This window comes from Enterobacter sp. JBIWA008 (genome assembly GCF_019968765.1).
Classification (GTDB): Bacteria; Pseudomonadota; Gammaproteobacteria; order Enterobacterales; family Enterobacteriaceae; genus Enterobacter.
In genome coordinates this window covers 3,904,417-3,929,762 of sequence record NZ_CP074149.1, presented here as the reverse complement: position 1 = coordinate 3,929,762, position 25,346 = coordinate 3,904,417, and the positions used below count along the sequence as shown (strand labels likewise).

The window sequence follows — 25,346 nt, the reverse complement described above, 5'->3', positions numbered from 1 at the left end:
ACAATAGGGAGGCGCGGGCAATGATTCCGAAGTGTGATTGTCGCCGTCGTTTCAGCAATTAACACCATTAAATCCGCGAACGTTAGCCTGCGAACGGTTTCGGATTACGGTTTATCGGGGAGTTTGCGGTATAACCGTCGCGGATGACCAATATTGCCATACAGCATTTCGACGCTGATTAACCCGCTCTCCACGCAGTATTCAAGGTAGCGACGGCCCGTGGTTTTGCTGATCCCCACGTTTTCAACCACCTCTTCAACCGACATCGCGCTGTCGGGATGCTCTGCGAACAGGCGTTTAATCCGTTCCAGCGTTTGGGGCTCAATGCCCTTCGTCGACGGCGTAATGGAGGCTTCCGCGGCAGGCAGATTAAACAGGCGATCCAGCGCATGCTGGTCGACTACCTTCACCTGCTGCACGGTGTGGATGAAGCGCATAAACCGCTCCAGCGAGGCGTGCAGGCGCTGGAAAAAAACGGGCTTAATCAGGTAGTCAAACGCGCCGCTGCGCATGGCGTGGCTGCAGGTCTGCATATCGCTGGCGGCGGTGATGAAGATCACCGAGCACTCATAGCTTTTCAGCAGCGGGTTATCGATGAGCTCCACGCCTTTACCGTCCGGGAGATAGTTGTCCAGCAGGATAAGCCGCGGCTGATGCTGACGAATCAGGCTGCATGCCTGCTCAATCGACGCGGCGATGCCCACCACGCGCAAATGGAAATTCTGCTCGATATACTCGCGATGCAGCTCCGCCAGGTGCGGCTCATCTTCAACGATCACAACATCAAGTGGTCGGGTCATGCTGTTGCCCATTCGGAATAAACACAGAAAAAATAGTGCCCTGCGGCGTGTTGTCGGCAATCTCAATGCTGCCGCCGGCCTTGTCGATATATCCTGCCACCAGGAACAGGCCAATACCGTGCTCGGTACCCACAATGTCGTTTTCGCTTTCCGGCTTGCTGCTGAACCCCTGACGGAAAATGTGCGGCTTCATCGCATCGTCCACTCCGCAGCCCCGGTCGGCCACCTCGATCAGCAGCTCCTGGTTACGGTCAGAAATGTAGAGTTCCACCGGTGCGGGGATCTGTGCCTTAAGGGTCGCGTCCACCGCGTTATCCAGCAGATTACCAATAATGGACATCAGCTCCGTTTCACTAAGCGCGGCAGGCATGCGGGTGAGATGGCAGGCGGGATCAAACAGCAGCTCGATGCCTTTTTCGCGCGCGCTGACGTATTTTCCGAGCAGCAGCCCACACAGCGCGGGAGATGAAAAACGAGCGGAGACAAAGTCCAGCACGCGCTGCGCGCCTTCGGACTGTACCTGGATGTATCGGATCGCCTCGTCGTAGTGTTTCATCTGCAGTAACCCCACCAGCGTGGCGGTCCAGTTCAGCTGTTCGTGGCGCATAATGCGCAGGTTATCCGCATAGCGTTTAATCTGACTGAGCTGGCTGCTGAGGGTGTTAATGTCGTTTTTGTCGCGAAAGCTGTAGACCCAGCCGCTTTCGACGCCCGGTTCGACCTCAATCGCCACCCGGTTGACGATCACCTCGCGCTGGTTCAGCACCGCAATCTGGTCGTGGCTACCGCTGCTCACCGAGGCGTAGCGCTGGGATAAAAAGCCCGGCGACGTCTGCAGAACGTCTTCCAGTGGTTTGCCGATAAGGTCTTTCTCACTTTGCCGAATATCCAGCATTTCTCGTGCCGCGCGGTTAATTAAAATCAGCTGCTTCTCTTCATTAACGGCAAATACCCCTTCATACATGGCTTCTAATAACGCTCTTTGCTGCAAAACCAGCTGAGCGATATCTTTCGGCTCCAGTCGGAACATCTGTTTTTTTAAATTGCGGGTAAACAGCCAGGAGAAAATAAACAGCAGCAGCAGAAGCGCAGCGCCGTACAGCCCGGACTGCCAGAGGATGCGGGCGTTAATATTGGCAATATAGGAGGTCAGATAGCCGACCGAGACAATGCCAATCACCTGATGCTGCGCGTTGAAGATGGGGGCTTTGCTGCGCAGCGACACGCCAATCCCACCCTGACGCACGGAAATGATGGTTTTACCCTTTAATACCTCCGCGTTATCTCCGCCGATCATCGGTAAATTAATGCGCTCAGGAGATTCCGAATGATAAAGGTGCTGCTCGCGCGTATCGCCAATCACAATATAGCTGGCATCGCTTTCGGCACGCAGCGGCTGAATTAACCGGGCTATCCCCGGAATATCTCTGGCCGCTACCATGGCCGCCAGGCCCGGCATCAGCGCGATCTGGCTGGCCTGAACCCGGGCGCGTTGGCCGAGATCGTGATGAAGCTGTCGGTCAATAAAATGAAACAGGATCGTTCCCAGCAGAACTAACAGCAGGCAGGAGAAGCACACCAGCGCTAAAAATAGCTTTACCTGAAAAGAGAGTCTGCGTTTCATTCAACCCGCGCTAGCCCTGTAAAAGTGAGATATTTGTGGAGCCTGACATGGGCCAATAGCGGACGCAATCTGGCGAGAAAAGAGTTGTGACCTGGCTTTTCGTTTTCGGCGTTATAGCCATCAGGATCCCGTAAGGCTATGCTTCATTCAGCGCGATAATAATTACAGAGGCAATGTCATGGATAAAGAACTACTGGATGCGGGTTATCGGGCCTATACCGGCGAGAAAATTGACGTTTACTTCAACACCGGGATCTGCAAACACTCCGGTAACTGCGTGCGTGGGAGCGCAAAGCTGTTTAATCTGAAACGTAAGCCGTGGATCATTCCCGATGAAGTGGACGTTGAAACGGTTGTCCGCGTGATTGATACCTGTCCGAGCGGTGCGCTGAAGTATCGCCAAAAATAAGCGAGGAACCATGGATATTCTGGAAGGCCATAACAAGTTTTACGTGAACGATGCGAACGGCAACCAGGTCGCGGAGATTGTCTTCGTGCCGACCGGCGAGCACCTGAGCATTATCGAGCACACCGACGTGGATGAGAGCCTGAAAGGGCAGGGCGTTGGCAAACAGCTGGTGGCGAAAGTGGTGGAGAAGATGCGCGGCGAGAACCGTAAAATTATCCCGCTGTGCCCGTTCGCGAAACATGAGTTTGATAAAACGCGGGAATATGACGATATTCGGGCGTAAATAACACCGGCGATGGCCGGTGTTTTTTTATCTTACCTGCTCAAACAGCAATACCATCGCGATCAGCACCATTATCCCTCCTGACGCCATGCTCACCAGACGCGCCGCCTGTGGCCGGGTTGCGAGCACCGCTTTCGAACCATACCCCACCAGCAGATAGACCAGCGTACAGGTGATAAGATGCATCATCCCAAGCGCGGACATCTGCATCGCTAACGACCAGCTCCCGGTCGGGTCCGTAAACTGCGGGAGCAGGGCCAGGAACAGCAAAAACATCTTCGGGTTAAGGCCGCTAATGCAGAGCCCTTTCACCGCCCACTGCCTCCAGTTTCCCTCATGATGTGTGGCCTTTTCCGGTGCGGCAGGGTGACGCAACAGTCCGATGCCAAGCCACAGGAGATACGCGGCCCCCGCGACGGTCAGCCCGGTTAACGCCATCGGGTGTTGAGCAATCACTACTCCCACGCCTGCCACCACAATCAGCGTGGCTAACAGATGCCCGGACATCAACCCCATCACCGCCGGCACCACGCGTCGCCCGTTAATTCCGGCGCTAATGGCGTAGGCCCAGTCGGCGCCAGGCGTCATGATAAGCAGAAAAGAAACCACCCAAAAGCCGACCACAATACTCATTTCCATCGTCCTGAAGACTCCCGCAGTGCGTCAAACGTTGAGAAAAAGAATATCGCTAACCCTGCGAAATAGGCTTTCAATGTTATGCTCATAACACCGTTAAATTGAGAAATTCTTCCACATGGATAGCATCGATCGAAAAATTCTTGCTGAGCTACAGTCTGATGGCCGCTTATCCCTTACCGAGCTGGCGGAAAGAGTGAATCTGAGCCTCTCGCCGTGCCATCGTCGCGTGAGGGCGCTGGAGCAAAGCGGGGCGATAACGGGATACCGGGCCAGCCTCGACCCCGCCAAAATGGGATTCAACTTCCTGGCGATAGTGTTTGCGACGCTGAAGGAGGGTGACCGTAAGGCGGTTAGCGCGTTTGAAGCGGCGGTGGAGGAAATTCCTCAGATCGTGCTGGCACAGCGCCTGTTTGGCGATCCCGATTATCTGATGCACGTCGTGACCCGCGACCTGCCCGCTTTCCAGAAGCTCTACGACGAGAAGCTCTCCGCCATGCCCGGCGTGCAGCATCTTCGCTCTACGCTTGTCATGAAAACGGTGGTGCAGGGCAGGCCTTTTCCGCTGTAAGCAGCAGGCCAGGACGAATGGCCTGCCCGGCAGAGCGCCGGGCAGGAAAGGGAATTAGCCGACAAACATCACCGACACGCACAGCACGCCGACGATCAGCGTCAGCAGGTTGCCAATGGAGCGGTACTGTTTCAGTGAGGGGATCAGATACGTTGACAGCGTCGGCATGATAAACAGGATCATGGCGATAAGCGGGCCGCTGATGGCGTAAATCATCGAAATGGCGTTCGGGTTAATGCAGCAGACGGCAAAGGTGATTAACGACACCCCCATAATGGAAATCGCGCGGTTAAAGGCGCGGCTCTTTTTCACGCCTACCTGATTCAGCGACGACTTCACGATCTCCGTCGCTCCTTCAATCACCCCGAAATAGGTGCCGAGAAACGATTTCGACATCGCAATAATCGCCACGACAATCCCGGAAATCCCCAGCCACGCCGGTGAAGAGGGCATCATCGACAGCGCTGACAGGATCGTCACCCCTTCCTCTTTGGCGGCTACAATGTACGACGGCGGAATTGAGAGCAGGCAGCTGAAGACAAAGAACAGCACGCTCAGGCAGATGATCAGGTACGCCACCTTCATGATTTTCTTGCATTTATCCATGGCGCCGTCGGCAAACTTCTCGCGACGGTCAACGGCAAACGTGGAGATAATCGGGGTATGGCTGAAAGCAAACACCATCACCGGAATCGAAATCCATACCTGATGCAGCGTATGGCGATCGAACGCCATCTGGCTGGTCAGCAGCGAGGGTTGCCAGCTCCCGGTCAGATAGAGCGAGACAAACAGAAAATAGGCAATCAGCGGAAACACCAGGAAGCCCATCACTTTTATTGTGATATGGCGTCCCATCAGGAAGATCAGATTCAGGACCAGCACCACGCCCAGGCTGACCAGTACGCGAACTGTGGTATCCACCGTCAGGTGTTTTGCCAGCTGTTCGGTTAACGAGTTGGTGATCGCCACCGCATAAATCTGCACCACCACAAAGAAGGCGATGAAATAGAGCGTGGTGATCAGGTTGCCGATCTTCCTGCCGTAATAGTGCGAAACGGCGCCGGTGATCCCTTCGTTGCCTTTCGTTTTCGACGACAGAATAAATTGCGCCAGCGCTTTGTGCGGCCAGTAGGTTAAGGGGTAGGCCACGAGGGCGGTAATAAACAGGACGATTGCGCCTGCGGAGCCCAGCTGAATGGGCAGGAAGAGCGTTCCTGCGCCCACGGCCGTGCCGTAGAGAGCGAAACTCCAGAGAGTCTCATCTTTTGACCAAATTTTCGACATTAGAGCAACGTATCAACTATCAAACCATCGGAATGGAGTGCAATTTACCATAATTATGCACGGAGAGCGCAGTTGCTTCGAAAGCGTTTGGCCGGAACGGGCGTCCGGCCAGACGGGGGCTAGCCTGCCAGAGCGCGTCGTTGCTGGCGGCGCTTAAGAAATTTCTCGCGAAGGCAATCGTACGCCCAGTTATAGAACATGGTGTACGGCAGGAAGAACAGGAAGAAACCTATTTCCAGTGTGAATGCCTGCAGCAGGGTGACGCCCAGCACGGCGGCGACAATCGACACGCCAATCACAATGAACCCGCATTCGAACCCCAGCGCATGCAGCGCACGCACTTTTGCCGTACGTTTGACGCGCTGAACAGGCCAGAAACGGTCGAAGCCGAAGTTATAAATAATGTTCCACAGCATGGCGGTGGTGGCCAGAACAATGGTCAACCCGCCCATCTCCACCACGGAACGCTGCATGAGCCACGCCGCCGTAGGGGCGAGGATCGCCGTTGCAATCCCTTCAAAACAGACAGCATGAAAGATCCGCTCCGGCAGTTTACGTTGGAGTGCATCCTGATGTTGCATAGTCATAGACCTCATTAATTCGCCGGTATGGGCGTTGATGCAGCCTATTTTCATCGCTAAAGCTGATATATTAAAGATAGTATCCATCGCTAAAGTAGATAGGTTATGCGCTATTCACCCGAAGCCCTTAATGCGTTTGTCGAGACCGTTGCGGCGGGCTCTTTTTCTGCTGCCGCACGCCGGCTGCGTAAAAGCCAGTCGACGATCAGCACGTCCATTGCCAATCTTGAAGCCGATCTGGGCTTTGAGCTGTTTGACCGCTCGGCGCGCCAGCCGGTGTTAACGGCCCAGGGAGAACAGGTGCTGGGCTACGTGCAGGCCATCCTGGCCGCCAGCGCGCGGCTGGATGAGCTGGCGGTGTCGCTCACGGCGCAAACGGAGGCGCGTCTGACGTTTGTCCTTTCCGATACCCTCAACCCGGACGTGCTGGAAGATATGATGAAACAGTTTGACGCGCGTTTTCCCCATACGGAATTCGAATGTCTGATTGGCGAGGAGGAGGACGTGATCGATCTTCTGCAAAAGGAGCGCGCGCAGATTGGCCTCACCGAAGCGCGAGACGGTTATCCTACGGATATAGGCGCCATCCGGCTGCCGATGCAGACCCGCATGGCGATCTATGTCGCGACCACGCATCCTCTGGCCGGACAACATGACGTTCAGCGTGACGAGCTGCACGGCTGGCGAGAGCTGCGGCTGAGCACCTATCTTGAGCGCGAGGCGGAGATCGCGCGCGGGCCCGTCTGGTCAGCCCCGAATTACCTGTTACTCTTGAGTATGGCGGTACAGGGGTTTGGCTGGTGCGTTTTGCCGTGCGCGCTGGTGGATGAATTTGCCGCCGCGAAATCCCTGGTACAGCTCAATGTTCCCGGCTGGCCGCGGGCGATCGGCATCGATCTGCTGTGGAATAAGCGATCACCTCCCGGCGTTGCCGGAAGCTGGCTGCGGCAGTATCTGCAGGATGCGCGCTGATCCTTGTGATTAAACTCACTATTTTTAAACAATTAAGATAATTGCCAGTAACAATCCTCTACTATCGTCATGTCATTTAACACAGAGGTCGTGATGAAAGATGTCGTAATAGTGGGTGCGTTGCGTACAGCTATCGGCTGTTTTCAGGGAGCGCTCGCGCGTCATTCGGCGGTTGACCTGGGCAGCGTGGTGGTAAAAGCGCTGGTGGAACGCAGCGGGATCGCAGCACATGAAGTTGATGAGGTGATCCTGGGACAGGTCCTCACGGCCGGTGCCGGGCAAAACCCTGCGCGTCAGGCGGCGCTGAAGGGCGGTCTACCCAATACCGTTTCGGCCATCACCATCAACGACGTCTGTGGTTCAGGATTAAAAGCGCTGCATCTCGCGACGCAGGCCATTCAGTGTGGTGAAGCGGATGTGATCATCGCGGGCGGGCAGGAGAATATGAGCCGCGCGCCTCACGTCTTGACCGACAGCCGGACCGGCGCACAGCTGGGCAACAGTCAGCTGCTCGACAGCCTGGTGCATGACGGGCTCTGGGATGCGTTCAATGACTATCATATGGGCGTGACGGCGGAAAACCTGGCGCGCGAGTACGGTATCAGCCGTGAGGTGCAGGATGCCTATGCGCTGAGCTCGCAGCAAAAAGCGCGTGCGGCGATTGATTCCGGCCGTTTTCGCGACGAAATTGTCCCGGTCAGCGCGCTGCGTCAGAACGGCGAGCCTGTCGTTGTGGATACCGATGAACAGCCGCGCACTGACGCCAGTGCCGAAGGGCTGGCGAGGCTGAATCCCGCGTTTGAAATGCAGGGCTCGGTGACGGCGGGAAATGCCTCTTCCATTAACGACGGCGCTGCCGCCGTCATGATGATGAGCGAAAGCAAAGCCCTTGAACTCGATCTTCCCGTGCTGGCCCGCATTAAGGCGTTCGCCAGCGTAGGGGTTGATCCTGCGTTAATGGGGATTGCACCGGTCTATGCTACACGTCGCTGTCTGGAACGCGCGGGGTGGCAGCTTTCAGATGTGGATCTGATCGAAGTGAACGAAGCCTATGCCGCGCAGGCGATCTCCGTCGGGAAAATGCTGGAGTGGGATCCCCTGCGGGTCAACGTTAACGGTGGCGCGATCGCGCTGGGTCATCCTATCGGTGCGTCCGGCTGCCGGATCCTGGTTTCGCTGGTCCACGAAATGAAAAAGCGCAATGCCCGGAAAGGGATTGCCACACTCTGTATAGGCGGCGGGCAAGGGGTGGCGCTGGCCATCGAACGCTAACCTCTCCTCATTGAAAATGACCTCCTCCGGGAGGTTTTTTTTCGTGCCCTTATTCGCCATGCGGTTTAATTGTGATCCGAACATCATTTTCGTTATAAACAAAAATAAAAATGAAACGTTGTTTTAAATATAATTGAAATGCCCACTTTATGCCGATAGTATGTACTCATTATGAAAAATGGAACGCTGTTTCGTTTCTTTCCGCCTTCGGGCATGACCACATCTGGAGGTTATAGTGGACGTCAGAGAAAGCATCCACAGTGCGCACGCCAAAACGCTGGATACTCAGGGGCTGCGCAATGCATTTTTAGTCGAGCAGGTATTCGAGGCCGACAGGTACACCATGGTTTACAGCCATATCGACCGTATTATTGTGGGCGGGATTATGCCGGTCACGAAAAGCGTCTCCGTGGGCGGTGAGGTCGGTAAACAGCTGGGCGTGAGCTACTTCCTCGAGCGTCGCGAGCTGGGGGTGATTAACATCGGCGGGCCGGGCACCATCACCGTAGACGGACAGTGCTATGAGATTGGCCATCGCGAGGCGCTGTACGTGGGTAAAGGGGCGAAAGACGTGGTCTTTGCCAGCATCGACGGCAGCAAGCCTGCGAAGTTTTACTACAACTGCGCGCCGGCTCACTCCACCTGCCCAACCAAAAAAGTGACCACGGCAGACGTCGCACCCGTGACGCTGGGCGACAACCTCACCAGCAACCGCCGCACCATCAATAAATACTTCGTGCCGGACGTGCTGGAGACCTGCCAGCTCAGCATGGGATTGACCGAGCTGGCGCCGGGCAATCTGTGGAACACCATGCCGTGCCATACCCACGAGCGCCGCATGGAAGTCTACTTCTACTTCAATATGGATGAGGACGCCTGCGTGTTCCACATGATGGGACAGCCGCAGGAAACGCGCCATATCGTGATGCACAACGAGCAGGCGGTGATTTCACCGAGCTGGTCTATTCACTCCGGCGTAGGGACGAAAGCCTACACATTTATCTGGGGAATGGTGGGTGAAAACCAGGTATTTGATGATATGGACCATGTTGCGGTCAGCGATCTGCGCTAGTCGCGGGCGGTGAAGCATAAACCTGCCTGTGAGTGACAGGCTCTGAAAGAGTAAGGAATAAACATGATTCTGGATGCATTCTCTCTGCAGGGGAAAGTGGCTGTGGTTTCCGGGTGTGACACCGGGCTGGGACAGGGAATGGCGTTAGGCCTGGCGGAAGCGGGCTGCGATATCGTCGGAATTAATATCGTTGAACCGACTGACACCATCGAACGCGTGACGGCCCTGGGCCGCCGTTTCCTGAGCCTGACCGCTGACCTGCGTAAAATCGATGCCATTCCTGAACTGCTGGACCGCGCGGTTGCTGAATTCGGTCATATCGACATTCTGGTGAACAACGCCGGGCTGATTCGCCGCGAAGACGCGATCAGCTTCAGCGAGCGCGACTGGGACGACGTGATGGATTTGAACATCAAGAGCGTTTTTTTCATGTCCCAGGCGGCGGCGAAGCATTTTATTGCGCAGGGGAAAGGGGGCAAAATCATCAATATTGCCTCTATGCTCTCTTTCCAGGGCGGTATCCGCGTGCCGTCTTACACCGCGTCCAAAAGCGCCGTGATGGGCGTGACCCGCCTGCTGGCAAACGAATGGGCGAAACATAATATCAACGTGAATGCGATTGCGCCGGGCTACATGGCGACCAACAACACGCAGCAGCTGCGTGCAGACGAAGAGCGCAGCGCGGCGATCCTGGAGCGTATCCCTGCGGGACGCTGGGGGCTGCCGAGCGATTTGATGGGACCGATTGTCTTCCTGGCCTCCTCCGCATCGGATTACATCAACGGTTACACCGTGGCAGTAGACGGTGGCTGGCTGGCGCGTTAATTCCACCTGTATTAAGAACCTCTGCCTATGGGCAGAGGTTTTTTTTTGCGCAATAATTGGCTTAGTCCATATCGATAAAGATGAAAAATCCATACTAAAAAATCACAAATGACGGCAATCACACTTTTATTGCTTAGATATTAAATGATTAGTAAAAAAACGTGATTATTCGCCACGAGTTGAAATTGTAATGTCCATCACATAACCGTATGCCGTAGCGGAATAATCCATAACTTCGCGATTTCCGGCCTGACACTTTTCCTTGCTTTCTCGTAATTTCAGTTAACGAATTTTGCTGTTGAGGCAGGAAAAATATGACATCTATAAATGACTCTACCCTAATGCCCGCTGCGCTGCGTGATACTCGCCGCATGAACCAGTTTGTCTCTATTGCCGCCGCCGTAGCGGGCCTGTTATTTGGACTGGATATCGGCGTCATTGCTGGCGCATTACCCTTTATTACCGATCACTTTACCCTCAGCAGCCGCCTGCAGGAGTGGGTGGTGAGCAGCATGATGCTCGGCGCGGCTATCGGGGCGCTGTTTAACGGCTGGCTGTCGTTCCGCCTGGGGCGCAAATACAGCCTGATGGTCGGGGCGATCCTTTTCGTCGCGGGATCGATCGGCTCGGCGTTTGCCGCTAACGTTGAAATCCTGCTGTTCTCCCGCGTGCTGCTGGGCGTGGCGGTGGGGATTGCCTCTTACACGGCACCGCTTTATCTCTCCGAAATGGCGAGCGAGAACGTACGCGGCAAGATGATCAGCATGTATCAGCTGATGGTGACGCTCGGGATCGTTCTGGCGTTTCTGTCTGACACCTACTTCAGCTACAGCGGCAACTGGCGCGCGATGCTCGGCGTACTGGCCTTACCGGCGCTGGTGCTGATCGTCCTGGTGGTTTTCCTGCCAAACAGTCCGCGCTGGCTGGCGCAAAAAGGGCGCCACGTGGAGGCAGAAGAGGTGCTGCGCATGCTGCGCGATACTTCGGAAAAAGCGCGCGAAGAGCTGAACGAGATCCGCGAAAGCCTGAAGCTAAAGCAGGGCGGCTGGGCGCTATTCAAGATCAACCGCAACGTGCGCCGCGCGGTCTTCCTCGGCATGCTGCTGCAGGCGATGCAGCAGTTCACCGGCATGAACATCATCATGTACTACGCGCCACGCATTTTCAAAATGGCTGGGTTTACCACTACGGAACAGCAGATGATCGCGACCCTGGTGGTCGGGCTAACCTTTATGTTCGCCACGTTCATTGCGGTATTCACCGTGGACAAAGCAGGCCGTAAACCGGCGCTGAAAATCGGTTTTAGCGTAATGGCGATCGGCACGCTGATCCTCGGCTACTGCCTGATGCAGTTTGATAACGGCACCGCCTCAAGCGGGCTTTCCTGGCTTTCTGTCGGTATGACCATGATGTGTATCGCAGGTTACGCGATGAGCGCCGCGCCCGTGGTGTGGATCCTGTGCTCCGAAATTCAGCCGCTGAAATGCCGTGACTTTGGCATCACCTGTTCCACGACCACCAACTGGGTGTCGAACATGATCATCGGCGCGACGTTCCTGACGCTGCTGGATTCAATTGGTGCTGCCGGAACCTTCTGGCTCTACACGGTGCTGAACGTAGCGTTTATTGGCGTCACGTTCTGGCTGATCCCGGAAACCAAAGGCGTGACGCTTGAACATATTGAACGCAAGCTGATGGCAGGGGAGAAACTGCGAAATATCGGCGTGCGATCGTAATGCCTGTTTAAGCGTTCAATACAAGTCAGAGTTGGTAAGATGGTTAGTAATTACAATAATAACGTAATGAAATTCACTACCAACTCTGGCAGGATAGGATGAATAGAGGGATTTGAACTTAAGATAATTCTTAGTATAATGTATCATCGGACCACCGCTGTTATTTGCGCAACATGAAACGCATCCTAAAAAGAAGAATGTCTATGTCTGAGATGGATATCAAAAAAAGCACCGATCTTGATTTTCCCCGTTATACCTCCCCGGCAATACACGCTAAAGAAATTGATCTTTTCGGTTTATTAGCGGTCCTTTTGGCGGCCAAAAAACGCATTGTCACCATTACCCTTGCTTTTGCACTGGCGGGGCTGGCCATTTCATTTTTACTGCCGTTGAAGTGGACCAGTAAAGCAGTGATCACTCAGGCAGAATCGTCTCAGTGGAACCCGCTGCACCAGATGATGGTGGCGTTGCAGGTACTTGACGTGGATGCGAAGATTTCCCGTCCGGAAGTCTTTGACCTGTTTATTAAAAAATTTCAGTCGCAGTCATTACTCGAAGAGTACCTGAAATCCTCTCCTTACGTGATGTCACAGCTTAAAGATGCCGAGGTGGATCCGCTTGAGCTGCATCGGGCGATAGTTAACATTTCAGACAGAATGAAAGCGGTGAATGACGCTCAGGGAAAAGACGCGGATAAAGCGCCCTTTGTCTCCTGGACATTGAGCTTCACTGCGCCGACAGCTGATGATGCGCAAGCCGTCCTGAATGGATACATCGATTATATCGCGGCTATTGTAGAAAAAGAGACGGTGCAGAATATCCGCAACCAGATCGCCCTGAAAAAGAACGTCGTTGAGCAGCAGCTGGAATTGGATCGTGTCCGTCTGACCAATATTCACAATACCAACCTGCAGCGACTGAATTATTCGCTGGAAGTGGCAAATGCCGCAGACATTAAGAAACCGGTTTACAGCAACGGGCAGGCCGTAAAAGATGACCCGGATTACTCCATTGCGCTCGGCGCTGACGGTATCGCGCAAAAGCTGCAGATCGAAAAAAATCTTAAGGACGTGACCGAGCTGAATGCGGATTTCCAGAACCGGGAATACTACCTCGCACAGCTGAAAAAGCTCTCCTTTGCCGATGTTAAACTTGAGCCATTCAGTTACCAGCTTTCTCCCTCCATGCCGGTGAAAAAGGATGGCCCGGGCAAGGCTCTGATTGTCGTTCTGGCGGCGCTCCTGGGGGGCCTGTTTGCCTGCGGTAGCGTTTTACTGCGCGAGGCGATGCTCACCCGCACTTCTCCGCCAGAGCCGGTAGCGGAATAAGCTCTGCAGTTTAAAAAGGCGCTGAACACAGCGCCTTTTTTTATCGACATCGGTTGTGTTAAAAAAGAAACAAAGAAAAGGAGGGATGATGAAAACGATCGGCCTGTTAGGTGGAATGAGCTGGGAATCGACAATCCCTTATTATCGCCTGATTAACGAAGGGGTAAAGCAGCGTCTGGGTGGTCTGCACTCCGCAAGCCTGCTGCTGCACAGCGTTGACTTCCATGAAATCGAAGTCTGCCAGTCGAGCGGTGAGTGGGATAAAGCCGGAGAGATGCTGGCCCAGGCTGCACTGGGGCTGGAGCGTGCCGGCGCCGAGGGTATCGTGCTTTGTACCAATACCATGCACAAAGTGGCGTCGCATATTGAGGACCGCTGCTCGCTGCCGTTTTTGCATATCGCGGACGCGACCGGTCGTGCGATTGCGGCACCCGGGATGCGCCGCGTAGCGCTTTTGGGTACACGCTACACCATGGAGCAGGATTTTTATCGCGGGCGTTTGCGCAGTGAATTTGGGATCGAAAGCCTGATCCCGGATGAAGAAGATCGGGCGCGCATCAACCAGATTATCTTTGACGAGCTCTGTCTCGGTACCTTCAGCGAATCTTCCCGGGCGTATTACGTCAGCGTGATTGAAAAGCTGGCGCAGCAGGGGGCAGAAGGCGTGATCTTCGGCTGCACCGAGATTGGCCTGCTGGTGCCAGCCGATCGAAGCCCCGTCCCGGTATTTGATACCACCGCCATTCACGCGGCAGATGCCGTGGCGTTTATGCTGTCATAAGGGGTTTTGCAGGTCAGGTAAGCGAAGCGCCACCTGACGCGCGTGCTCCATTAAGTGTTCGGTGAAAGCGTCCACCAGCGCGGAAGCCGGACGGTGCAGCGGGCGGATCAGGCTCACGGTGAACGGGACGGACACGCTAAAGCGGCGGATGACGATCCCGCCTCCGGCATAGTCCAGCGCCGTGAGCGGATTCACCACCGCGACGCCAACGCCCGCTCGCACCATCGCGCAAATCGAAGCCGCGCTGTGCGTTTCCACCACCATCCGCCGTTTGACCTGATGCTCGGCAAACAGGGTATCCAGCAGCTGTCTGTAACTGTCGGTCTGCGACAGGCTAATGTAGTTTTCTCCGTGGAAATCCTCCGGCGTGAGCACCGCCTTACCGGCAAGCCGATGCCCGGCGGGCAGAACGCACACTTCATCTAACGAAAGTAACTCCGTGCGCGTCGTGCCCGCTGGCGTGGAGAGGGTTTCAGTTAGCCCTAAATCATGGCGCTGAGCCGAAAGCCACTCTTCAAGCAGGGGAGATTCCTGAGGCACGATGGTGAGGCTGACCTCCGGATATCGGGCCAGAAAGGGCTGCAGCAGCATCGGCAAAAAGGATTGCGAAAAGACGGGCAGGCAGACGATCGACAGCTCGCCCTGGCGAAACTCGCGCAGGCTTTCCGCAGCACTCACTATTCTGTCCAGCCCGTACCAGGAGCGCTGGACTTCCTCGAACAGGCGTAACCCCTGCACCGTCGGGTGAAGTCTGCCCCGGGTACGTTCGAACAGCTTCAGCCCCAGCACCTTCTCGAAGCGGGCCAGTTCACGGCTCACCGTCGGCTGCGAGGTATGCAGCATCTGTGCGGCTTCGGTGAGATTGCCGGTGGTCATGACGGCATGAAAAATCTCGATATGGCGTAAATTGACGGCGGGCATAGGGCACCTGAAAGTAGACGACTATCCATATCATTTTTGCATAGACTCGCGATAAAACGATATTTTTTATTCTCTTCATGCTGTGGCGTAATCATCAAAACGCATTTACCCGGAGAAGACCATGCCACGCCCGCTGAACCAGACTGAGACAGATTTGAACGCCGACAACCTGCTGCGCCTGCCCGCCGAGTTTGGCTGCCCGGTGTGGGTCTACGACGCGCAGATCGTTCGCGAGAAGATCGCCGCCCTGCATCAGTTTGACGTGGTGCGCTTTGCCCAGAAGGCCTGCTCTAATATCCATATTCTGCGCCTGATGCGTGAGCAGGGGGTGAAGGTCGACTCCGTCTCGCTCGGCGAAATCGAGCGCGCGCTGGCGGCCGGATTCGATCCGAAAGCCGACGGCGACGCGATCGTCTTCACCGCCGATGTGATCGACGATGCGACGCTTGCGCGCGTTCACGAATTGCAGATCCCGGTGAATGCCGGTTCTGTGGATATGCTGGAGCAGCTGGGTCAGGTTTCTCCCGGCCATCGCGTCTGGCTGCGCGTGAATCCGGGCTTTGGTCATGGGCACAGCCAAAAAACCAATACCGGCGGCGAAAACAGCAAGCACGGGATCTGGTATGCCGATATGCCCGCTGCGCTGGAGGTATTACAGCGCTACAGCCTGAAGCTGGTGGGTATTCATATGCACATTGGTTCGGGCGTGGATTACGGCCACCTGGAGCAGGTGTGCGGTGCGATGGTGCGCCAGGTAGCCGATTTTGGTCAGGATCTGGAGGCGATTTCTGCTGGCGGCGGTCTCTCCATCCCTTATCGCGAAGGGGAAGAGGCGATCGATACCGATCACTATTACGGTCTGTGGAGCGCCGCGCGTGACCAAATTGCCGCGCATCTTGGTCACGCGGTGAAGCTGGAAATTGAGCCGGGGCGTTTCCTGGTGGCGGAAGCCGGCGTGCTGGTTTCGCAGGTGCGCAGCGTGAAAGATATGGGGTCCCGCCACTTCGTCTTGATTGACGCAGGCTTTAACGATCTGATGCGTCCATCCATGTACGGTAGCTATCACCACATTACCGCTCTGGCTGCCGACGGCCGTGATTTAACGCAGGCGCCGCGGGTTGAGACGGTCGTTGCGGGGCCGCTGTGTGAATCGGGTGACGTATTCACTCAGCAGGAAGGTGGCAAAGTGGAGACCCGCGCGCTGCCAGAGGTCAAACCGGGTGATTATCTTGTGCTGCATGATACCGGTGCCTACGGGGCGTCGATGTCATCTAACTACAACAGCCGCCCGCTGCTGCCGGAAGTGCTGTTTGAAAACGGCAAAGCACGGCTGATCCGTCGTCGCCAGACCATTCAGGAACTGCTGGCTTTAGAACTCATCTGATGAAAGTACGGCCCCGTTGTAACCGAATCGCGTAACACCAGCGTGCCGGTAAACGGCGGGATGGCATCGACCGGCTGGTTTTTTGCCAGCCGGATCGCCTGATCGATGGCCGTGACAATCATACTGTCGATAGGCAGATAAACGGATGAGAGCGCAGGCTCCAGCCATTTCGCGCTTGGGGCATCGTCAAAGCCGAACAGTGAAACATCCTGCGGAATTTTAAGCTCCGCCTGGTGTAACGCTTTGGACGCACCCAGCGCCATATCGTCGTTACAGGCAAAGAGGGCGCTAAACGGCACACCGTCAGCAATCAACTCCTTGCACAGCTCGTATCCCCGCGTCATTCCCGCATCGCCGTACTTTATCCGACGCTCGTCCAGGCGAATGCCGTGCTTTTCCAGCGCCTTACGGTAGCCCATCAGCCGCGCTTTACCCGTGGGGGTGTGGATCGGAACGGTGATACAGGCGATCTCCCGATGGCCCTGGGCGATCAGATAATCCACGGCCTTAAACGCGGCATCCTGCTGTTCGAAAAACACGCAGCGATCCGGCGCCTGGCTTACTTCACGGTTAATGACCACCAGCGGCGTTTTCACTGTGTTCATCAGTTTGACGATCGCTTTTTCGCTCATGTAGCGCGTGTAAAGCACGATGGCATCGCACTGGCGATCGGCCAGCATCTGCACCGCCTGTTCTTCCTGTTCCGGCGCGTCGTGACCGTCGGTGACGATCAGCTGTTTCCCGTGAGTTTCCGTTTGCCGCGACGCCTGCTGGAGAAGACGACCAAAGTAAAAGCCGTCGAAGGTCGAGACGACCAGACCAATGCTGTTGCTGGTCTGGTTAGCCAGTGAACGCGCGAGAAAGTTCGGGCGATATCCCAGCTCTTCCATCGCAGCAAAGACCTGCTGACGCGTACTCTCTTTAACCTGACCCGTGCCGTTCAGCACGCGCGAGACGGTAGCCTTCGACACGCCCGCACGCAGTGAGACATCCAGCATTGTTGCCATTCTACATTCCTGCTTCCACGTAATGGTTTGCAGTTTAACACAGACCTCACGGCGTATAAGCGATGCGGGAAGCGCAAAACTTCTGCCACGATCACGCTTTTTGGTCACGATTCGTCTGGCCTGCGTGAAGTAAAACTAAATAGTCTGACTCTGGTAAAGTAATCGCCGAACCGAGCTGGGGCGACAGGCCAGCAAATAAATGAAAAAACGCAGGTGAAACGTGAAAAAGATAGCCATCCTTCCGCTTTACGAGGCACCGCACTATGCGGAGCAGGTCACCGACTGGCTCTGGCAGGCCTTTGGCGAAGGGCTTTCTCGGGAATTTTTCCACAGCATTGTTGAGCACAGCCAGACGCCGGGAGCATTACCGCTGACCTTTATCGCCGTAGAAGACGAACAGCTTCTTGGTACGGTGGGTCTCTGGCGCTGTGATTTGATCACCCGTCAGGATCTGTTTCCGTGGCTAGCGGCGCTGTACGTTGACGACACGGCGCGAGGCAAGGGGCTGGCGGGAAAACTTCAGCAGCACGTCATTGATTACGCCGCGCAATCCGGGTATGAAGAGCTCCACCTCTGGTCTGCCTGCCGCGACTTCTACGAACGTTACGGCTGGCAGTATATCGGTGATGGGCTGGAATACCCCAACACGCGGGTTCACCTCTACCGCTATTCGCTCTGCGCCTCAGAAGGCGATGTAACAGAGTGACGACGCACCAGCGTCGGACTAAACAGATGCGTAATATCCGGCGGCTGGCGCTGTTCAGCCAGCGCTAACGCCAGCTCTGCGGCCTGCGTCGCCATGGTGATAATCGGGTAGCGCACGGTAGTCAGGCGCGGGCGCACGTAGCGAGAGACCAGCACGTCATCGAAGCCAATCAGCGAAATTTCTGCCGGTACCTCGATCCCGTTGTCATTCAGCACCCCCATTGCCCCTGCGGCCATGGAGTCGTTATAGCTGGCAACCGCCGTGAAATTTCGTCCACGTCCCAGCAGCTCGGTCATGGCCTGTTCACCGCCGCTCTCATCCGGTTCACCGTAGGCCACCAGACGGTCATTACACGGCAGACCATTTTCGCGCAGGGCGTCGTAGTAGCCCTGCAGGCGGTCTTCTGCATCAGAAATCGGGTGGTTTGAACAGAGATAGCCAATTCGGGTATGGCCCTGCTGAATCAGGTGCCGCGTTGCAAGCCAGGCACCGTAGCGGTCGTCGAGAGCCACGCAGCGTTTTTCAAACCCGGGAATAATGCGGTTGATGATCACCATGCCGGGGATCTGCTTCATCAGATGTATCAGCTCGGCATCCGGGATCATTTTGGCGTGAACCACCAGCGCCGCGCAGCGGTGGCGGATCAGCTGCTCGATGGCCTGGCGTTCTTTTTGTTCATTATGATAGCCATTGCCGATCAGTAAAAAATTGCCGGTCTGATAAGAAACCTGTTCAACGGCTTTCACCATGGCGCCGAAAAAGGGATCGGAGACATCTCCCACCACCAGCCCAATGGTTTCGGTGGACTGCTGGGCGAGCGCGCGGGCATTGGCATTGGGATGATAGTTCAGGGATTCCATGGCGCTTTGTACCGCCTGGCGTGATGCGTCACTTGCTTTAGGTGAATCATTAATCACGCGCGAGACGGTTGCCACCGACACGCCTGCCAGACGGGCCACATCCTTTATTGTCGCCATTTATTACCTTCTTATTGGGGGTAAGCGTTTACACACCAAATAGTGTTGCGGAAAAGCGCCGTGTATTCAAGGGGAGCGGGTTTCCGCTCTCCACAAACGTGATGCAGCACACCCCTGGCGGTGTAATCGTTACACGCCCAGTCATGTCAGAAAAATGTGAATCTGAACCTTTGGTTACACTTTGCCTCAGCCTGTTGCGATTGTCCGATAGCCGGAACGTTAACAGGATTGATACAGTCGAGATCCCAGAGGTATTGATTGGTGAGAATTCTTAGTACGGTTTCGTACTCATCTCTTGCACCAACCTGCGCGGATGCGCAGGTTTTTTTTCGCCTCCACTTTTGCTGTCGCTCCCTTACCACTTCTCGTGTAATCTGCCACCATTTACTATCGACCCTCCACACTGGCTGGCAAAGGGAGTTGAGATGCTATTTGGGTTCTTCCGTACGCTTTTCCGTATTCTGTTTCGCATCCGCATCACCGGCGATGCCCGGGCGCTTCGCGGCGAACGCGTTCTCATCACACCAAACCATGTTTCTTTTATAGACGGCATTCTGCTGGCGCTGTTTTTACCCGTGCGCCCGGTGTTTGCGGTCTATACCTCCATCAGCCAGCAGTGGTACATGCGCTGGCTCACGCCGCTGATTGATTTTGTGCCGCTCGACCCGACAAAGCCGATGATGATTAAGCATCTGGTGCGTCTGGTTGAGCAGGGCCGTCCGGTGGTCATTTTCCCGGAAGGGCGTATTTCAGTGACCGGTTCGCTGATGAAAATCTACGATGGCGCGGGGTTTGTCGCGGCGAAGTCAAAAGCGACCGTGGTGCCGCTGCGTATTGAAGGCGCGGAGCTCACCCATTTCAGCCGTCTGAAGGGACTGGTGAAGCAGCGCCTGTTCCCCAAAATCACGCTGCATATCCTGCCGCCAACGTCGTTACCGATGCCCGACGCGCCGCGTGCCCGCGATCGCCGTAAAATCGCCGGGGAAATGCTGCACCAGATTATGATGGAAGCGCGCATGGCCGTGCGCCCGCGCGAAACGCTGTATGAATCCCTGCTTTCCGCGCAGTACCGCTATGGCGCGAAGAAAAACTGCATTGAAGACATCAACTTTACCCCTGACACCTATCGCAAACTGCTGACCAAAACGCTGTTTGTGGGCCGTATTCTGGAGAAGTACAGCAAAAAGGGCGAAAAGATTGGCCTGATGCTGCCTAACGCGGGCATCAGCGCGGCGGTGATTTTTGGCGCGGTTTCCCGGGGTCGCATCCCGGCGATGATGAACTACACGGCAGGCGTGAAGGGGCTGACCAGCGCCATTACTGCCGCGCAGATTAATACCGTTTTTACCTCCCGCCAGTTCCTGGACAAAGGCAAGCTCTGGCATCTTCCCGAGCAGCTCACTCAGGTGCGCTGGGTCTTCCTGGAGGATCTGAAAGCGGACGTGACCACCGGCGACAAGCTGTGGATTTTTGCTCACCTGCTGATGCCGCGTCTGGCCCAGGTAAAGCAGCAGCCGGAAGATGACGCGATTATCCTCTTCACGTCGGGATCGGAGGGCAACCCGAAAGGCGTCGTCCACAGCCACAAGAGCATCCTGGCGAACGTTGAGCAGATTAAAAGCATTGCCGACTTTACTGCGGATGACCGTTTTATGTCGGCGCTGCCGCTGTTCCACTCCTTTGGCCTGACGGTGGGACTGTTCACGCCGCTGCTGACCGGCGCAGAAGTGTTCCTCTATCCGAGCCCGCTGCACTACCGCATTGTGCCGGAGCTGGTGTATGACCGTAACTGTACCGTTCTGTTCGGGACCTCAACCTTCCTGGGCAACTATGCGCGTTTTGCCAATCCGTATGACTTCTATCGCGTGCGGTATGTGGTGGCCGGTGCGGAAAAACTGCAGGAGAGCACGCGCCAGATCTGGCAGGACAAGTTTGGCCTGCGCATTCTCGAAGGTTATGGCGTTACCGAGTGTGCTCCCGTTGTCTCGATTAACGTACCGATGGCGGCGAAACCGGGTACGGTGGGCCGAATTCTGCCGGGAATGGATGCGCGTCTGCTGGCCGTGCCGGGCATTGAGGACGGTGGCCGTCTGCAGCTGAAAGGGCCAAACGTGATGAACGGTTATCTGCGCGTGGAAAACCCAGGCCGGCTGGAAGCGCCAACGGCGGAAAACGTGAACGGTGAGGTCGAAACCGGTTGGTACGATACCGGTGATATCGTTCGCTTCGACGAGCAGGGTTTTGTGCAGATTCAGGGGCGTGCAAAACGCTTCGCCAAAATCGCCGGTGAAATGGTCTCTCTGGAGATGGTTGAACAGCTGGCGACGGCGGTGTCCGCTGATAAGATGCACGCGACGGTGGTTAAGAGTGATGCCAGCAAAGGCGAGGCGCTGGTGTTGTTTACCACCGACAGTGAGCTGAAGCGCGACAAGTTACTTAGCCATGCGCGTGAGCATGGCATTCCCGAGCTGGCGGTACCGCGCGATATTCGTTACCTGAAACAACTTCCGGTACTGGGTAGCGGTAAGCCCGACTTCGTGACCCTGAAAGGCATGGTTGAAGAGGCGGAACAGCAAAATGCGTGAGTCAGTGCACACTAACACGTCGCTTAGGTCTAAAGGCATGATGGCAGTGATTGCCGCGCAGTTTCTCTCTGCGTTCGGCGATAACGCGCTGTTGTTTGCCACCCTGGCACTGCTGAAGGCCGAGTTTTACCCTGACTGGAGTCAGCCGATCCTGCAGATGGTGTTTGTGGGCGCTTACATTATCTTCGCGCCGTTTGTGGGGCAGGTGGCGGACAGTTTCCCGAAAGGCCGGGTGATGATGTTTGCCAACGGACTCAAGCTGCTGGGAGCCGCCAGCATTTGCTTTGGCTTCAATCCGTTTATTGGCTACACGCTGGTGGGCATTGGCGCCGCCGCCTATTCCCCGGCGAAGTATGGCATTCTCGGAGAGCTGACCACGGGCGATAAGCTGGTGAAAGCTAACGGCCTGATGGAGTCGTCAACCATTGCCGCTATCCTGCTCGGATCCGTCGCGGGCGGCGTACTGGCCGACTGGCATGTCCTGGCGGCACTGGGCATCTGCGCGGTGGTGTATGGCGGGGCGGTAGTGGCGAATCTATTTATTCCTAAGCTGCCAGTGGCTCGCCCGGGACAATCCTGGCGTTTTAAACCGATGACCGGCAGTTTCTTTACCGCCTGTCGCGTGCTGTGGCGTAATGGTGAGACGCGTTTCTCCCTGATGGGAACCAGTATGTTCTGGGGGGCCGGCGTCACGCTGCGCTTCCTGCTGGTGCTGTGGGTGCCTGTGGCGCTGGGAATTACTGACAACGCGACACCGACTTATCTTAATGCGATGGTGGCCATCGGCATTGTGGTGGGGGCAGGTGCGGCGGCGAAGCTGGTGACGCTCGAGACGGTAGCACGCTGCATGCCCGCAGGGATCCTGATTGGCGTCGTGGTGCTTATTTTCTCTCTGCAACATGCGTTATTGCCTGCGTATGTCCTCCTTATCCTGATTGGTATTCTGGGCGGCTTCTTCGTGGTGCCGCTGAATGCGTTACTGCAGGAACGCGGCAAGCAGACCGTTGGGGCGGGGAATGCCATTGCGGTACAAAACCTGGGTGAAAACCTGGCGATGTTATTAATGCTGGGGCTCTACTCGCTGGCTGTAAAAGTGGGTGTGCCGGTGGTGGGGATTGGCGTCGGGTTTGGTGGGCTGTTCGCGCTGGCAATTGCCGGATTGTGGGTTTGGCAACGTCGGCGTTGATAAGTGCGGCCTGATACCCTCTACTACAGATAGACGGGGCACATCCTAAAAACGGCAACGCGCGTTGCCGTTTTGCTTTTATTACGGTGCCGGGTATGTGTATACCTGATGCACTGCTTCAATCTCCGCTAACACCTCTTCACTCAGATTCAGATGGAAACTCTCAATATTGGTTTTCAACTGTTCCATCGTGGTCGCGCCCAGTAGGGTGCTGGCAACAAACGGCTGGCGACGCACGAAGGCCAGCGCCATCTGCGCAGGGTCAAGACCGTGACGCTTTGCGATATCCACATAGGCTGCAACGGCTTTCTGCGTCTGCTCGCCGCTGTAGCGGGTAAAGCGGCTAAAGAGGGTATTTCGCGCCCCGGCCGGTTTCGCGCCGTTCAGGTATTTCCCCGTGAGCGTGCCAAAGCCGAGACAGGAATAGGCGAGCAGTTCCACTTCTTCATATTGCGTCACTTCGGCAAGACCCACCTCATAGCTACGGTTAAGCAGGCTGTACGGGTTCTGGATGGTGACGATACGCGGCAGATCGTGTTTATCTGCCAGGTGCAGATAGCGCATTACGCCAAAGGCCGTTTCGTTAGAGACGCCAATGTAGCGGATTTTTCCCGCGCGCTGGCATTCTGTCAGCGCTTCCAGCGTTTCCAGCAGCGTTACGGCGGGGGCGCTCTCATTCCAGCTGTAGCCGAGCTTACCAAAGCAGTTGGTTGGCCGCTGCGGCCAGTGCACCTGATAAAGATCGAGGTAGTCGGTTTGCAGGCGCTTCAGGCTGGCGTCCAGTGCGGCGCGGATATTCTTGCGATCGAGGATCTGATTCGGGCGGATCCCGGTATCGTTGTTGCGCGCGGGGCCACTGACTTTTGAGGCAATCACCAGCTTTTCACGGTTGCTCCGTTTTGCCAGCCAGTTACCGACGTAGGTTTCGGTAAGTCCCTGCGTTTCCGGACGTGGCGGAACAGGGTACATCTCTGCAACGTCAATCAGGTTAATTCCCTGACTGACGGCGTAATCGAGTTGTGCATGGGCATCGGCTTCGCTGTTTTGTTCACCAAATGTCATCGTGCCCAACCCCAGTTGGCTTATTTCCAGAGCGCTGTGGGGGATACGGTGATAATGCATAGCCGGCTTCCTCAGTAGACTTATAGACCGCGTCAGGGCGTGCCTGACAAAGGAATATAAACATGGCAGAGGGGAAGCAAAAGGGGAAGAAAAAAATCAAAAAGGCCAGCAAGCTACTGACCTCTCTCTTTTATCGCTCGATAATTTGCGACACTTCGTCGCGATTGATCTGCATTTTATTGCCTTCCTGGTCGCGGTAGCTGACCAGACCGGTATCATCGTCGACTTCGGGCTTGCCGTCGGTCAGGATCATTCGACCATCTTTTGTCGCCATGACGTAATCGCTGCTACAGCCCGATACGGCAAACGCTAAACCGACTGCTGAAACTAACACTGCCCATTTTTTCATCGTTATCGTCCTCATCTGGCGCGTATCAAATCATAATCTAGTATTAACCCGATATAGCGACTTGAGGAAGCGGTAAAATCTTAAAAAGCAGTCGATTATGTTTGAGAGCTCGCAAAATAAGTAAAAAACTATGTTTTTAACAGGAAATGACGTGCCAGAAGCGCGCCTGTGAAATTCTTTTTGAGATAAAAACCGCGCGGCAACGTCAGTATCGGCTCGCCCTGCGCGCCGATTGCCTCGGTAAGCGCTTTACTGTTGGCCGCTTTCGGGCGCAGTTGTAATACTTCTCCGTGACGGGCGGTGATGCGCTCAACCTGCCCAAGAACGATCATGTCCATCAGCTCCTCCCAGTCCAGCCGCAGCTGATGCTCTTCATCGTCGTTCGGGCTCCAGAGCAGCGGCGCGCCAACGCGACGCTCAGCCAGGGGGATCTGTCGCTCGCCTTCGACCGGTACCCACAGTACGCGCTTCAGCTTGTGGCGAACGTGGCTGGTTTCCCACGTCACGCCGGTATTGCCGGTTAATGGCGCAACGCAGACGAAGGTAGTCTCAAGTGGCTTGCCCTGGCTGTCTATTGGGATGGTTTTTAACTCCACGCCAAGCGCTGCAAAATCTTGCTCTGGTTTGCTTCCTGCGCTGGCACCCAGCCACAGTTCAAGCAGCATGCCGATCCAGCCTTTATCCCGCTTCAGATCCTTCGGGATCTGAAGCCCGGCCATTGCCGCCAGCTCGCCAAGCGAAAAGCCTGCAAGACGCTGTGCCTGTCGTAGCAACTGGCCCTCACTGGACGGCGGTGAGAGCAAGGGTGTAAGCGGATGCATGAAGGTAACCTTTTGATTAAAAAATAAACGAAGAAATTGTCCCCTGTGGATAGAGTTTAACTTTTTCTGTACCAATATTCCATGTCTATGATTTATAGGTTTTTTTTATTGCTT

At 55.6% G+C, this 25,346-nt stretch carries 25 protein-coding genes; 14 read left to right on the top strand and 11 right to left on the bottom strand.

Annotated features, from left to right (window positions below; all coding sequences use genetic code 11):
- Positions 1 to 104: 104 nt before the first annotated feature.
- Together KGP24_RS18945 and KGP24_RS18940 are read right to left on the bottom strand one after the other, a co-directional pair.
- Positions 105 to 800, bottom strand: a complete 696-nt coding sequence (locus tag KGP24_RS18945; RefSeq protein WP_223561458.1) for a response regulator — start codon at positions 798 to 800, stop codon at positions 105 to 107.
- Complete coding sequence (locus KGP24_RS18940) at positions 784 to 2,424, bottom strand: sensor histidine kinase (protein ID WP_223561457.1); 1,641 nt, start codon at positions 2,422 to 2,424, stop codon at positions 784 to 786. The genes KGP24_RS18945 and KGP24_RS18940 overlap by 17 nt, the downstream gene beginning before the upstream one ends.
- Before the next feature lie 178 nt (positions 2,425 to 2,602).
- Here KGP24_RS18940 and yjdI point away from each other — a divergent pair, with 178 nt between their 5' ends.
- Positions 2,603 to 2,833, top strand: coding sequence for a 4Fe-4S mono-cluster protein YjdI (yjdI, locus tag KGP24_RS18935; RefSeq protein WP_008499689.1), 231 nt, complete (start codon positions 2,603 to 2,605; stop codon positions 2,831 to 2,833).
- Positions 2,834 to 2,843: 10 nt separating this feature from the next.
- Positions 2,844 to 3,116, top strand: a complete 273-nt coding sequence (locus tag KGP24_RS18930) for a GNAT family N-acetyltransferase (protein WP_008499687.1) — start codon at positions 2,844 to 2,846, stop codon at positions 3,114 to 3,116.
- Between the two features lie 27 nt (positions 3,117 to 3,143).
- Here KGP24_RS18930 and KGP24_RS18925 read toward each other — a convergent pair whose 3' ends face one another.
- Positions 3,144 to 3,755, bottom strand: coding sequence for a LysE family translocator (locus KGP24_RS18925; RefSeq protein WP_223561455.1), 612 nt, complete (start codon positions 3,753 to 3,755; stop codon positions 3,144 to 3,146).
- A 115-nt stretch (positions 3,756 to 3,870) separates the two neighbouring features.
- Between KGP24_RS18925 and KGP24_RS18920 the strand changes: the two genes are divergently transcribed.
- Positions 3,871 to 4,323 (top strand): Lrp/AsnC family transcriptional regulator, encoded by a 453-nt coding sequence (locus tag KGP24_RS18920; protein WP_223561454.1) that lies wholly within the window; start codon positions 3,871 to 3,873, stop codon positions 4,321 to 4,323.
- 54 nt (positions 4,324 to 4,377) lie between these two features.
- Here the strand turns inward: KGP24_RS18920 and KGP24_RS18915 are convergent, their stop codons facing one another.
- Positions 4,378 to 5,607, bottom strand: coding sequence for an amino acid permease (locus KGP24_RS18915; RefSeq protein ID WP_223561453.1), 1,230 nt, complete (start codon positions 5,605 to 5,607; stop codon positions 4,378 to 4,380).
- A gap of 119 nt (positions 5,608 to 5,726) precedes the next feature.
- The gene (locus tag KGP24_RS18910; RefSeq protein ID WP_115876214.1) at positions 5,727 to 6,188 is read right to left on the bottom strand and encodes a multidrug/biocide efflux PACE transporter; all 462 of its coding nucleotides are present in this window, start codon (positions 6,186 to 6,188) and stop codon (positions 5,727 to 5,729) included.
- A gap of 105 nt (positions 6,189 to 6,293) precedes the next feature.
- Here KGP24_RS18910 and KGP24_RS18905 point away from each other — a divergent pair, with 105 nt between their 5' ends.
- The 7 genes from KGP24_RS18905 (at position 6,294) to KGP24_RS18875 (ending at position 14,174) form a co-directional block, all read left to right on the top strand.
- Entirely contained in the window at positions 6,294 to 7,160 is an 867-nt protein-coding gene (locus tag KGP24_RS18905; RefSeq protein WP_223561452.1) for a LysR family transcriptional regulator, read from the top strand.
- Between the two features lie 93 nt (positions 7,161 to 7,253).
- Positions 7,254 to 8,432 carry an acetyl-CoA C-acetyltransferase gene (locus KGP24_RS18900; RefSeq protein ID WP_223561451.1) on the top strand — a complete coding sequence of 393 codons (1,179 nt, stop codon included), beginning with the start codon at positions 7,254 to 7,256 and terminating at the stop codon, positions 8,430 to 8,432.
- A 235-nt stretch (positions 8,433 to 8,667) separates the two neighbouring features.
- Positions 8,668 to 9,504, top strand: coding sequence for a 5-dehydro-4-deoxy-D-glucuronate isomerase (gene kduI, locus KGP24_RS18895; protein ID WP_223561449.1), 837 nt, complete (start codon positions 8,668 to 8,670; stop codon positions 9,502 to 9,504).
- Between the two features lie 63 nt (positions 9,505 to 9,567).
- On the top strand, positions 9,568 to 10,329 hold the full coding sequence (kduD, locus tag KGP24_RS18890) for a 2-dehydro-3-deoxy-D-gluconate 5-dehydrogenase KduD (RefSeq protein ID WP_223561448.1): 762 nt from the start codon (positions 9,568 to 9,570) through the stop codon (positions 10,327 to 10,329).
- 314 nt (positions 10,330 to 10,643) lie between these two features.
- Complete coding sequence (locus tag KGP24_RS18885; RefSeq protein ID WP_223561447.1) at positions 10,644 to 12,065, top strand: sugar porter family MFS transporter; 1,422 nt, start codon at positions 10,644 to 10,646, stop codon at positions 12,063 to 12,065.
- Between the two features lie 203 nt (positions 12,066 to 12,268).
- Positions 12,269 to 13,393 carry an LPS O-antigen length regulator Wzz(fepE) gene (gene wzz(fepE) / locus KGP24_RS18880; RefSeq protein ID WP_223561446.1) on the top strand — a complete coding sequence of 375 codons (1,125 nt, stop codon included), beginning with the start codon at positions 12,269 to 12,271 and terminating at the stop codon, positions 13,391 to 13,393.
- Positions 13,394 to 13,481: 88 nt separating this feature from the next.
- Positions 13,482 to 14,174, top strand: coding sequence for an aspartate/glutamate racemase (locus tag KGP24_RS18875; RefSeq protein WP_223563526.1), 693 nt, complete (start codon positions 13,482 to 13,484; stop codon positions 14,172 to 14,174).
- Here KGP24_RS18875 and KGP24_RS18870 read toward each other — a convergent pair.
- Complete coding sequence (locus KGP24_RS18870) at positions 14,169 to 15,095, bottom strand: LysR family transcriptional regulator (RefSeq protein WP_223561445.1); 927 nt, start codon at positions 15,093 to 15,095, stop codon at positions 14,169 to 14,171. The two genes, KGP24_RS18875 and KGP24_RS18870, sit on opposite strands and share 6 nt — an antisense overlap.
- Positions 15,096 to 15,216: 121 nt before the next feature.
- Here KGP24_RS18870 and lysA point away from each other — a divergent pair, with 121 nt between their 5' ends.
- On the top strand, positions 15,217 to 16,479 hold the full coding sequence (lysA, locus tag KGP24_RS18865) for a diaminopimelate decarboxylase (protein ID WP_223561444.1): 1,263 nt from the start codon (positions 15,217 to 15,219) through the stop codon (positions 16,477 to 16,479).
- On the opposite strand, the gene KGP24_RS18860 is transcribed toward lysA, so the two are convergent.
- On the bottom strand, positions 16,449 to 17,486 hold the full coding sequence (locus tag KGP24_RS18860; RefSeq protein WP_223561443.1) for a LacI family DNA-binding transcriptional regulator: 1,038 nt from the start codon (positions 17,484 to 17,486) through the stop codon (positions 16,449 to 16,451). The two genes, lysA and KGP24_RS18860, sit on opposite strands and share 31 nt — an antisense overlap.
- Before the next feature lie 229 nt (positions 17,487 to 17,715).
- Here KGP24_RS18860 and KGP24_RS18855 point away from each other — a divergent pair, with 229 nt between their 5' ends.
- On the top strand, positions 17,716 to 18,192 hold the full coding sequence (locus KGP24_RS18855) for a GNAT family N-acetyltransferase (protein WP_223563525.1): 477 nt from the start codon (positions 17,716 to 17,718) through the stop codon (positions 18,190 to 18,192).
- Here KGP24_RS18855 and galR read toward each other — a convergent pair.
- On the bottom strand, positions 18,153 to 19,169 hold the full coding sequence (gene galR, locus KGP24_RS18850; protein ID WP_223561442.1) for an HTH-type transcriptional regulator GalR: 1,017 nt from the start codon (positions 19,167 to 19,169) through the stop codon (positions 18,153 to 18,155). The two genes, KGP24_RS18855 and galR, sit on opposite strands and share 40 nt — an antisense overlap.
- Positions 19,170 to 19,594: 425 nt before the next feature.
- Here galR and aas point away from each other — a divergent pair, with 425 nt between their 5' ends.
- Positions 19,595 to 21,754 carry a bifunctional acyl-ACP--phospholipid O-acyltransferase/long-chain-fatty-acid--ACP ligase gene (gene aas, locus KGP24_RS18845; protein WP_223561441.1) on the top strand — a complete coding sequence of 720 codons (2,160 nt, stop codon included), beginning with the start codon at positions 19,595 to 19,597 and terminating at the stop codon, positions 21,752 to 21,754.
- Positions 21,747 to 22,940 carry a lysophospholipid transporter LplT gene (lplT, locus tag KGP24_RS18840; RefSeq protein WP_045888656.1) on the top strand — a complete coding sequence of 398 codons (1,194 nt, stop codon included), beginning with the start codon at positions 21,747 to 21,749 and terminating at the stop codon, positions 22,938 to 22,940. The genes aas and lplT overlap by 8 nt, the downstream gene beginning before the upstream one ends.
- An 81-nt stretch (positions 22,941 to 23,021) precedes the next feature.
- Here lplT and KGP24_RS18835 read toward each other — a convergent pair whose 3' ends face one another.
- The 3 genes from KGP24_RS18835 to mutH form a co-directional block, all read right to left on the bottom strand.
- The gene (locus tag KGP24_RS18835) at positions 23,022 to 24,062 is read right to left on the bottom strand and encodes an NADP(H)-dependent aldo-keto reductase (RefSeq protein ID WP_223561440.1); all 1,041 of its coding nucleotides are present in this window, start codon (positions 24,060 to 24,062) and stop codon (positions 23,022 to 23,024) included.
- Positions 24,063 to 24,192: 130 nt separating this feature from the next.
- Positions 24,193 to 24,411: a YgdI/YgdR family lipoprotein gene (locus KGP24_RS18830; protein WP_008499668.1), complete on the bottom strand. Its 219-nt coding sequence runs from the start codon at positions 24,409 to 24,411 to the stop codon at positions 24,193 to 24,195.
- A gap of 128 nt (positions 24,412 to 24,539) precedes the next feature.
- On the bottom strand, positions 24,540 to 25,232 hold the full coding sequence (gene mutH / locus KGP24_RS18825; protein ID WP_223561439.1) for a DNA mismatch repair endonuclease MutH: 693 nt from the start codon (positions 25,230 to 25,232) through the stop codon (positions 24,540 to 24,542).
- Positions 25,233 to 25,346 lie beyond the last annotated feature (114 nt).